Here is a 722-nt window from a genome sequence, read left to right as displayed (position 1 = left end):
GAGCAAGGCATGGAAGGCTTAGAGCAATTTGAAGAGATCTTCAATGCTGTACCTGTGATGCTATGTGGTCTTACTCAACGCGGTGTTGCGTTAGCTGAAGAGCAATAAAATAACGTAATCGTTGATCATTGAAATTGAACATCTGATATGAAAAAGCTCTCTGAATGGAGAGCTTTTTTGATCACGTCAAAATCACATGTGGAATGTAGCGCGCCATATCTTGTGTCACTAGGCTACTGTCTTCACGAATCGAAATACCCGCCGCTCTATCATTGACGAGCCAACTACCAATTAACGTATGGTTCTGCCCAAACTTAGGCAACGGATGATATTTCTGAACGATATTGAACTTCGATTCATAAGGCCCCGGCGTTTTCACCAAGCGCTTTCCATCTTTGACGATCTCAATATTCGCCCCCTCCCGTGAGAATAACGGTTTGATGACATAATCGTTCAAACAACTCGCTTTTGGGTCATTAGCAAAATAGGCAGGCAAAAGATTGAGATGATTTGGAAAGCGTTCCCACAACAATGGCAAAAGTGCTTTATTGGACAAAATCGATTTCCACATGGGTTCTAGCCAGTTGACATTTGCAGTCGCTAAGTATTTCGCGTATTCCTCTTCAAACATGAATTCCCAAGGATAAAGTTTGAACATCCAACGAATGGCTCGTTCGTCCACATCCACAAATTTTCCGTCTTCCGTTACACCAATATCTTCG

1 protein-coding gene and 1 pseudogene are annotated in these 722 nt (G+C 42.5%); one reads left to right on the top strand and one right to left on the bottom strand.

Annotated features, from left to right (window positions below):
- A pseudogene (locus R7R78_RS26190) lies at window positions 1-108 on the top strand (YecA family protein); the annotation flags it as partial.
- Window positions 109-181: 73 nt separating this feature from the next.
- Here R7R78_RS26190 and R7R78_RS26185 read toward each other — a convergent pair.
- Window positions 182-722: glutathionylspermidine synthase family protein (locus tag R7R78_RS26185; protein ID WP_225474620.1), on the bottom strand; the 541-nt coding region annotated here is incomplete at its 5' end.

The sequence above is a fragment of the Vibrio sp. 2134-1 genome (genome assembly GCF_033339495.1).
Note: the sequence above shows the minus strand (reverse complement) of the source record. Positions and strands in the feature narration are given on the sequence as shown.